We start from the raw sequence: 8,061 nt of genomic DNA, 5'->3' as shown, positions 1-8,061 counted from the left end.
GGCACCGAGTGGTGGGGCAAAGCCTTTTGCTTCCTTTTTGCTGGGCCGGCACTCCGGCGTTTGAAAAAGGGAGTCGCCGTAAGGGCGAAACCATAAGTGGCCGTTACCGCAGCAACGGATATGTACTCAGACAACAATCTCCCACAGGCGTTGACGGACAAACTCAGGGCGTAAGGACGCAAGAAGATCAAGAGGTCTGTTAACTTGATCCACTACACCCCCACCCATCATGGTCAATACTCAAGGATTGAAGCCAAGCCAAACAACCGTCGTCTCTATCCAACGGGAGGTTTGTCATGTCGGGTCAATCTCGCTTCATGCTGGTGACTTCGCCGCTGATGGAACACAGCCCCGCCTTCGACCGGGCGGCGGCGTTGGCCAAGGCGGAGGGCGCGGCGCTGCATATCGTGGCCTTCGACTATCTGGAAGGCCTCGCCACGGCTGGCATGGTCAATGAGAAGGCGCTGGAACAGATGCGCCTGGGTTACGTCGATCGCCACCGTCAGTGGCTGGAAGACCAGGCCCGGCCCTTGCGCAAAATCGGCGTAACCGTCACAACGGAAGTAACGTGGGTGCAAAACCCGCTGGAGGAAATCCTGATTCACCTCAAGGAACAGCCGATGGACGTGCTGATCAAGGCGCTGGAGCACCAGTCGTTGCTATCGCGGCTGATCTTCACCCCGCTGGATGTGCATTTGCTGCGTGAGTGTCCGGTGCCGTTACACTTCGTCAGCCACGCGATCAACGCGCTACCGCGCAAAGTGGTCGCAGCCATCGACCCCTTCCATCGTGATGATCACTACAAGACTTTCAACGACCGCATCCTGCACGAAGCCACGAAACTGGCGACTGCGTGCAACGCCGAACTTGATGTGGTCTACGCCTACGACCTCTCGTCCATCAGTTCGGACGAGTTCGGCTTTGACAACGGCTCGGCGTTTTTTTCCTCGACCAAGCACAAGACGCTGTATGACGCGCAGCTGGAAGCCTTCAACGAACTGGCCCAACGCAATGGCATCGCCGAAGCGCAACGGCACATGATCATGGGCAACCCGGCCAAGGTTCTGACCCGCTTTGCCGATGCGTTCAATGTCGACGTAATCGTCATGGGCCGTCTCGGCCATCGCGGCATGGGGCGCCTGATCGGCAGCACGGTGGAGCATCTGCTATACAAAATGCCCTGCAGTGTGTGGGTGGTGTACACCGAGCGGCTGGATGAATGACCGCCCGGTGTATCGCCCCGTAGGAGCCGGGCAAGCCGGCTCCTGCAGCTTCAACGCCTGGTGATGACCACCTCCAGGTATTCACTGGGCACCACCATCGACCTGTCGCCCGCCCGGTTCAGGCGGTTGAGCAGTTCGGTCAGGTCGTCTTCCAGGGCCTTGGCGCCATCAGGGGGCAGCGCCGCGAAGGCCTTGTGGATCGGACCGTACCAGCTGCGGAAGGTATCGATGAAATGCTCGGCCGAGCGATAGCGGAAGTTGAAGGTCCGGCGCGTCACCTGCACCAGGAAGTCGCGCTCGTCAAAGTGCTTGTGCAGCCAGGCTTCAGTGCCCCACTGCGAGGGCGGTTGCGCACCGGGCGGTGGTGGCATGTGCCGGCCGAGGGTCTTGAACATCTGGCCGACGAAACCTTCCGGCGTCCAGTTGGCCAGGCCGATCCGGCCACCCGGGCGACACACTCGCGCCAGCTCCGAAGCGGCCTTGTCCTGATCGGGCGCGAACATCACACCGAAGGTTGAAAGCACGGCGTCAAAACTGGCATCGGCGAAAGGCAACGCTTCGGCGTCAGCCACCTGGAAGGTCACGTTCAGGCGTTCCGCACGGGCACGGTCTTCGCCACGCTCGAGCAATGCAGCCACATAGTCGGTGGACACCACCCGGCAACCGCGACGCGCGGCGGCAAGGGTCGCATTGCCATTGCCGGCGGCAACGTCCAGCACCTGTTCATCACACAACAGGTCGCAGGCCTCGGCCAGTTGCTCACCGACGATCTGCAAGGTAGTGCCGATCACGGCATAGTCGCCACTGGCCCACGCGGCCATTTGGCGGGTTTTCAAGGCAGTAAGATCAATGGGTGTACTCATGGAGGCAATCTCTGGTTTGGAACAGGATCGGGCACACGCTCACTCAGCCGTGGTGGGGTCGATGATGTTCATGACCTGGGAAATGCGATTAGCCGGGAAACCGCCCTGCCGGGCATGCTCCCTGATGAGTTCCTCGTTTGGCGCGATGTACACGCAATACAGTTTGTCGCCTGTGACATAACTCTGCAGCCATTGCAGGTCTGGCAAATCGCGCAACACCTTGCAGGATTTTTGCGAGACAGCTTTCAAATCCCTTTCTGACAGTGCTCCGGCGCCTGGAATCTCGCGTTCAATGACGAACTTGGGCATGGCAACCTCACTTTTTCTTATTGATGACAGAGCCAGGTGGCCCTGTGTGCAAACTATCTCTCCGTCGCTGATCGGCGTCCTGTCCGATCGTCGGCCAACACTGCCCGATCGTCCGGAGAATTCACCTTGGGCCGTGACGCGCTCACAATCAGAAACTCCCGCACGGGAAAACGCCCATGGACGCCCTGTCACAGACCCTGCGCGTCGTCCGCCTGGTCGGCGCGATTTTCATCAACGCCAGGTTCACCGCCCCCTGGTGCTATCAGTCGCCGAGCGCCGACACGGCGGCACCGTTCCTGGAACCCGGCGCCGAACGGGTGGTGATCTTCCACTTGATCACCGAAGGCGAGTGCTACGTCGAACTGGGCGATGATCCTCCGCTGCTGCTCAACCCCGGCGACGTGGTGATATTCCCCCAGGGCCATGCCCATCGCATGAGTTCCAGACCGGGTTTGACGCCCGCCAGCGGTGCGCGGCTCGACGAGGTGCTGGCGCGGCGCCCGCGGCAGTTGAGTTATGGCGGTGGTGGTGCAGTGACACGCCTGGTGTGCGGCTACCTGGCCTGCGACACGCGTTTGGCCGGCATGTTGCTGGCAGGTCTGCCGCCGGTGGTCAGGGTCAATGTGCGCGGTTCGAACGCCGGCATCTGGCTGGAATCTTCGGTCCGTTATGCCCTGGCCGAAGCGCGATCGCCAAGGCCCGGCGGCGAAGGTGTGCTGGCGAAACTGGCCGAGGTGCTCTTCATCGAAGTACTGCGCCTGTACATGCACGAACATGGCGAGGGGCGGACCGGGTGGCTGGCCGGTGTAAGCGACCGGATCGTCGGCGCGGCCCTCAACGCCTTGCACAAGAAACCCTGCCACGCCTGGACGCTGGATGAGCTGGCGCGCACCGCCGGCACCTCTAGATCGGTCCTGGCAGAACGCTTTGCGCAACTGGTGGGGGTCACGCCGATGCAATACCTGACGCAATGGCGGATGTTGCTGGCGGCCAACCTGTTACGCAGCAGTAACAGCTCGTTGATGCGCATCGCCGAAGAGGTGGGGTACCAGACCGACACGGCATTCAGTCGCGCGTTTCGCCGTGAGTATGGCGCGCCGCCGGCGGCGTGGCGGCGTAGTCAGGGCAATCGATCAATGGCTCACGGTGAGGTGAGCCATTGATATCGCAAAAAGATCGCAGCCTGCGGCAGCTCCTACAGTGAACGCATACTCTGTAGGAGCTGCCGCAGGCTGCGATCTTTTGACTTCAAGCCGCTGGAACAGCGGTCTTCGCCTCTTCAAGCAATTGCTGGATCATCTTCTCCTGAGTGTCATAACTACCTTCACCAAAGTGCGTGTACCGCACCTGGCCCTTCGCATCGATCAGGTAGTGGGCAGGCCAGTACTGGTTGTCGAAGTTGCGCCAGATCGCATAGTTGTTGTCGATCGCTACCGGGTAGGTGATGCCGTATTCCTTCACCTTGTCCCGGACGTTGTCGATGATGCGTTCGAACCCGTACTCCGGGGTGTGCACACCGATAACCACCAGGCCGTCTTTCTCATACTTCTTCGCCCAGTCCTTGACGTACGGCAGGGTGTGCTTGCAGTTGATGCAGTCGAAGGTCCAGAAGTCCACCAGCACCACTTTGCCCTTGAGCGATTCGTTGGTCAGCGCTGGCGAGTTGATCCACTCCACCGCACCGGCCAGCGACGGCATCGCGCCTTGGGCGTTGTCCATGGACTCGGCCTTGACCTTGCTGACGAAGTAATCGACGACTTTCGGCACGGTTTCCAACAAGCCTTTTTCGACGCTGCTGATACCTTGCGACGAGGTGTTGGCCAGCAGCACATCATTTGCTCCGGTGGCAATCACCGCTGCGCCGGCCAACACCGCCACACCGGCACCGCGACGCAACCAGCCAGTGACCGGGATCGACGGTTTCAAGCGATTGACCAGGCCACGACCGGCGAAGATCAAGGTGCCCAACGACAACGCGCTACCCAGGCCGTAGGCCACCAGCAACAGACTGGTCCCGGCGTTCGCGCCCTGCAGCATTGCGCTGGTGAGAATCACCCCGAGGATCGGCCCGGCGCAGGGTGCCCAGAGCAGGCCGGTAGCGACACCAATCATGATCGAACTCAGCGGGCCGGACATTGTGCGGCTGTTGGGGTCGATGCGATTGCCCAGCGCCACGAATGGACGCGCCAACCAGTCGCCGACCCGTGCGGAAATCAGCGACAGGGCGAACACCACCATCACGATCAGTGCCACATGACGGCCGGTGTTGCTGGCCTGGATCACCCATTCACTGCTGACCACCGCCAGACTGGAGATCAGGGCAAACGTCAGGGCCATGCCACCCAGGGTCAGCAGGATCGAGGAACGCGTGCGGTCGGCCCCGGCGAACAGGAAGGGAACGACCGGCAGGATGCACGGGCTGAGGACGGTCAATATGCCGCCCAGGAAAGCGATGAGTAACATGGAGATCACCTTGCAAATAGAGGGGGGCAATTCACACCCGTCCCCTGTGGGAGCGAGCCTGCTCGCGAAGAGGTCAGCACATTCAAAATCGCTGCCGACTGACCCTCAGCCTTCGCTAGCAGGCTCACTCCCACATGGATCGGTGGTGTTCTGGATTCACGCGTTGTGTTCTTCCAGCCACTTGCCCTGAGACGTGTGACTGGCGCCGTTTTCTGCCACCACTTGCCCCTGAGGCGTGCGGTTGTAGCCGTCCTCGGCGAGGAAGGCGTCAGCGCCCTTCTGCGCCACCGGCGTCAGTTGAAAGCAGGTGCTGCTGCCGCAAGCGTTTTGCTCTACTGCGGCGTTGGCATGGGCCGCGGCACCGGCGACGGAAAAGGCAATAGCGGTCAAGAATCGGCTGATGGTGTTCATGGCTGTGTTCCTGTCTTCAAAGGGCAATGGGTGTTCGCCGGACTCAGTTGTCCGAATTGCAGTTGTCAGCCAATTTGCGGTAGTCCAGGACCTGGGTCTTGCTCTGGGAATCCAGGTAGGTCAACTGGGCATTCACCACACCGCAGGAAGGCGCAGAGTCCTGTTTCAGCGACAGCACTTTCTTGATGTCCAGGTGCGAGCCATAGCTGTAGCTCATCGGGGTAACATCAGCTTCGGCGCGGGCCGACAAGGTGCATATGTTCAGGGCGGCAAACAGGCAAGCGGCGTAGATGGCTTTGGTGTTCATGGCGGTTTCCTCAAGGTTCATCGTTTGTGGGTAGAGGCGCTTGGGTTTGCCTCGATGGAACCTATTAGAAGCCTGCGAGGTATCCCGTATGTGTCGGGAACCGGCGCGTGTAAATCGGTAAGTATCTGGACCGCTGCGCGATACAGAGGGATACAAAACCCCTGGAAATGGCCGTTTTTGCCTCGGTATGTATCCGCTGACAGGACAGATACACTGCAATACAAAGGACGGCGGGCGAGCGGGCCAAGGCTCGATAGACTGTGCGATATCCCCCACTGACAGAGGCAAGTCCCCATGGAGCACGTCGATCACATTCTCATCGTTGACGATGACCGCGAGATACGCGAGCTGGTGGGCAACTACCTGAAGAAAAACGGCCTGCGCACCACGGTCGTGGCCGATGGAAGGCAGATGCGCAGCTTCCTTGAATCCACGCCGGTGGACCTGATCGTGCTGGACATCATGATGCCGGGCGACGACGGCCTGATGCTCTGCCGCGAGTTGCGCGCCGGCAAACACAAGGCCACGCCGGTGTTGATGCTCACCGCGCGCAACGACGAAACCGACCGCATCATCGGCCTGGAAATGGGCGCCGACGACTACCTGGTCAAGCCCTTCGCCGCCCGTGAACTGCTGGCGCGGATCAACGCCGTATTGCGCCGCACGCGCATGTTGCCACCGAACCTGGTGGTGACCGAATCCAGCCGCTTGCTGGCCTTCGGTCGCTGGCGCCTGGACACGTCCGCCCGGCACCTGCTCGATGGCGACGGCACCATGGTCGCCCTCAGCGGTGCCGAATATCGGTTGCTGCGGGTGTTCCTCGATCATCCGCAACGGGTGCTCAATCGCGACCAATTGCTCAACCTGACCCAGGGCCGCGACGCCGACCTGTTCGATCGTTCCATCGACCTGCTGGTCAGTCGCCTGCGCCAGCGCCTGTTGGACGACGCCCGCGAGCCGGCCTACATCAAGACCGTACGCAGCGAGGGCTACGTGTTTTCCCTGCCGGTGGAAATCGTCGGGGCGCCAGCATGAACCTGTCGCTGCGCTGGCCCCGCACCCTGGCTTCGCGACTGTCGCTGATCTTCCTGATCGGCCTGATCCTCGCCCAGGCGCTGTCCTTCGGTGCGCAGTACTACGAGCGCTATGAAAGCTCGAAAAACACCATGCTCGGCAACCTGGAAACCGACGTCTCGACCTCCATCGCCATCCTCGACCGCCTGCCGGCGCCAGAGCGTGCGAGTTGGCTGCAGCAACTGGATCGGCGCAATTACCGCTATCTGCTCAATGAAGGTTCACCCGGCACCGCCATGGACACGGACATGCCCGAGGCACCGATTGCCATGACCTCGATCAAGAATTCCATCGGCAAGGACTACCCGATGACCTTCAGCGATATTCCCGGGCCTGCGAAGCACTTCCAGGTGCACCTCAAGCTGTCCGACGGCAGCCCATTGACCATCGATGTGCGGCCCTCGATGGTGCCGCTGTCGCCCTGGCTGCCCATGGTGCTGCTCGGGCAATTGGCGCTGATGATTGCCTGCACCTGGCTGGCCGTGAGGATCGCCATCCGCCCCCTCACCCGCCTCGCAGAAGCCGTGGACACCCTCGACCCCAACACCCACCCGGTGCTGCTGGACGAAAAAGGCCCGACCGAAGTGGCCCACGCCGCCAAGGCCTTCAATGCCATGCAGGCACGCATCGCCGCCTACCTCAAGGAACGCATGCAACTGTTGGCGGCGATTTCCCACGACCTGCAGACACCGATCACCCGGATGAAACTGCGCGCCGAGTTCATGGACGACTCAGTTGAGAAAGACAAGCTGTGGAACGACCTGGGCGAGATGGAACATCTGGTGCGAGAAGGCGTGGCGTACGCCCGCAGCGTCCACGGCGCCACCGAAGAAAGTCGACGCACCGACCTGGACTCGTTCCTCGACAGCCTGGTGTTCGATTACCAGGACATGGGCAAGCAGGTGCAACTGAGCGGCAAAAGCGCCAGCGTCATCGACACCCGCCCCCACGCCCTGCGGCGAGTGCTGGTGAACCTGACGGACAACGCGCTCAAATTCGCCGGCGCTGCGGAACTGCTGGTTGAGAAGAAAGCCGATGGCAGCGTGTCGGTGAAGGTCATGGACCGCGGCCCGGGCATCGCCGAAGCGGAACTGGCCCAGGTCATGCAGCCGTTCTACCGCGTAGAAAATTCGCGCAACCGCAGCACTGGCGGTACCGGGTTGGGGTTGGCCATCGCGCAACAGCTGGCGTTGGCGATCGGGGGATCGTTGACCTTGAGCAATCGCGAGGGTGGTGGCTTGTGTGCCGAACTCAAGTTGCGTGGGTGACACCTGCTGATCGTTCCCACGCTCTGCGTGGGAATGCCGCCAGGGACGCTCCGCGTTCCGCTAACAACACAAGGCTGGCGTCCTGCGCAATGGTGACGCGGAGCGTCACGGGATGCATTCCCACGCAGAGCGTGGGAACGATC

The 8,061-nt window shown here is 61.4% G+C and carries 10 protein-coding genes; 5 read left to right on the top strand and 5 right to left on the bottom strand.

Features of this window, described 5'->3' with window-relative positions; all coding sequences use genetic code 11:
* Positions 1-203: hypothetical protein (locus AC1Q8Q_RS24675; protein ID WP_492615611.1), on the top strand; the 203-nt coding region annotated here is incomplete at its 5' end.
* 93 nt (positions 204-296) lie between these two features.
* Entirely contained in the window at positions 297-1,223 is a 927-nt protein-coding gene (locus AC1Q8Q_RS24670) for a universal stress protein (RefSeq protein WP_033045039.1), read from the top strand.
* Between the two features lie 50 nt (positions 1,224-1,273).
* Here AC1Q8Q_RS24670 and AC1Q8Q_RS24665 read toward each other — a convergent pair whose 3' ends face one another.
* Positions 1,274-2,086, bottom strand: coding sequence for a class I SAM-dependent methyltransferase (locus AC1Q8Q_RS24665; protein WP_083348818.1), 813 nt, complete (start codon positions 2,084-2,086; stop codon positions 1,274-1,276).
* 39 nt (positions 2,087-2,125) lie between these two features.
* Positions 2,126-2,395 carry a DUF4242 domain-containing protein gene (locus AC1Q8Q_RS24660; protein ID WP_020801341.1) on the bottom strand — a complete coding sequence of 90 codons (270 nt, stop codon included), beginning with the start codon at positions 2,393-2,395 and terminating at the stop codon, positions 2,126-2,128.
* A 176-nt stretch (positions 2,396-2,571) separates the two neighbouring features.
* Between AC1Q8Q_RS24660 and AC1Q8Q_RS24655 the strand changes: the two genes are divergently transcribed.
* Positions 2,572-3,558 (top strand): AraC family transcriptional regulator, encoded by a 987-nt coding sequence (locus tag AC1Q8Q_RS24655; RefSeq protein WP_020801342.1) that lies wholly within the window; start codon positions 2,572-2,574, stop codon positions 3,556-3,558.
* Positions 3,559-3,643: 85 nt separating this feature from the next.
* Here AC1Q8Q_RS24655 and AC1Q8Q_RS24650 read toward each other — a convergent pair whose 3' ends face one another.
* From AC1Q8Q_RS24650 to AC1Q8Q_RS24640, 3 genes are all read right to left on the bottom strand, one after another.
* Entirely contained in the window at positions 3,644-4,858 is a 1,215-nt protein-coding gene (locus AC1Q8Q_RS24650; RefSeq protein ID WP_020801343.1) for a cytochrome c biogenesis protein DipZ, read from the bottom strand.
* A 156-nt stretch (positions 4,859-5,014) separates the two neighbouring features.
* Positions 5,015-5,269: a hypothetical protein gene (locus AC1Q8Q_RS24645; RefSeq protein ID WP_020801344.1), complete on the bottom strand. Its 255-nt coding sequence runs from the start codon at positions 5,267-5,269 to the stop codon at positions 5,015-5,017.
* 43 nt (positions 5,270-5,312) lie between these two features.
* Positions 5,313-5,576, bottom strand: coding sequence for a DUF2790 domain-containing protein (locus AC1Q8Q_RS24640; RefSeq protein WP_033045036.1), 264 nt, complete (start codon positions 5,574-5,576; stop codon positions 5,313-5,315).
* A gap of 294 nt (positions 5,577-5,870) precedes the next feature.
* Here AC1Q8Q_RS24640 and AC1Q8Q_RS24635 point away from each other — a divergent pair, with 294 nt between their 5' ends.
* Positions 5,871-6,611: a response regulator gene (locus AC1Q8Q_RS24635; RefSeq protein WP_008063067.1), complete on the top strand. Its 741-nt coding sequence runs from the start codon at positions 5,871-5,873 to the stop codon at positions 6,609-6,611.
* Positions 6,608-7,918, top strand: a complete 1,311-nt coding sequence (locus AC1Q8Q_RS24630) for an ATP-binding protein (RefSeq protein WP_020801346.1) — start codon at positions 6,608-6,610, stop codon at positions 7,916-7,918. The genes AC1Q8Q_RS24635 and AC1Q8Q_RS24630 overlap by 4 nt, the downstream gene beginning before the upstream one ends.
* Positions 7,919-8,061: the final 143 nt, after the last annotated feature.

It is taken from the genome of Pseudomonas sp. GW823-FHT06B06, from assembly GCF_058795195.1.
The sequence above is the reverse complement of the archived record's forward strand: the minus strand, read 5'-3'. Positions and strand labels throughout refer to the sequence as shown.

Coding starts and splice junctions, on each gene's coding strand:
- AC1Q8Q_RS24640 (WP_033045036.1), bottom strand. CDS start 5,576: ATGAACACCAAAGCCATCTACGCCGCTTGCCTGTTTGCCGCCCTGAAC.
- AC1Q8Q_RS24670 (WP_033045039.1), top strand. CDS start 297: ATGTCGGGTCAATCTCGCTTCATGCTGGTGACTTCGCCGCTGATGGAA.
- AC1Q8Q_RS24635 (WP_008063067.1), top strand. CDS start 5,871: ATGGAGCACGTCGATCACATTCTCATCGTTGACGATGACCGCGAGATA.
- AC1Q8Q_RS24665 (WP_083348818.1), bottom strand. CDS start 2,086: ATGAGTACACCCATTGATCTTACTGCCTTGAAAACCCGCCAAATGGCC.
- AC1Q8Q_RS24650 (WP_020801343.1), bottom strand. CDS start 4,858: ATGTTACTCATCGCTTTCCTGGGCGGCATATTGACCGTCCTCAGCCCG.
- AC1Q8Q_RS24655 (WP_020801342.1), top strand. CDS start 2,572: ATGGACGCCCTGTCACAGACCCTGCGCGTCGTCCGCCTGGTCGGCGCG.
- AC1Q8Q_RS24660 (WP_020801341.1), bottom strand. CDS start 2,395: ATGCCCAAGTTCGTCATTGAACGCGAGATTCCAGGCGCCGGAGCACTG.
- AC1Q8Q_RS24645 (WP_020801344.1), bottom strand. CDS start 5,269: ATGAACACCATCAGCCGATTCTTGACCGCTATTGCCTTTTCCGTCGCC.
- AC1Q8Q_RS24630 (WP_020801346.1), top strand. CDS start 6,608: ATGAACCTGTCGCTGCGCTGGCCCCGCACCCTGGCTTCGCGACTGTCG.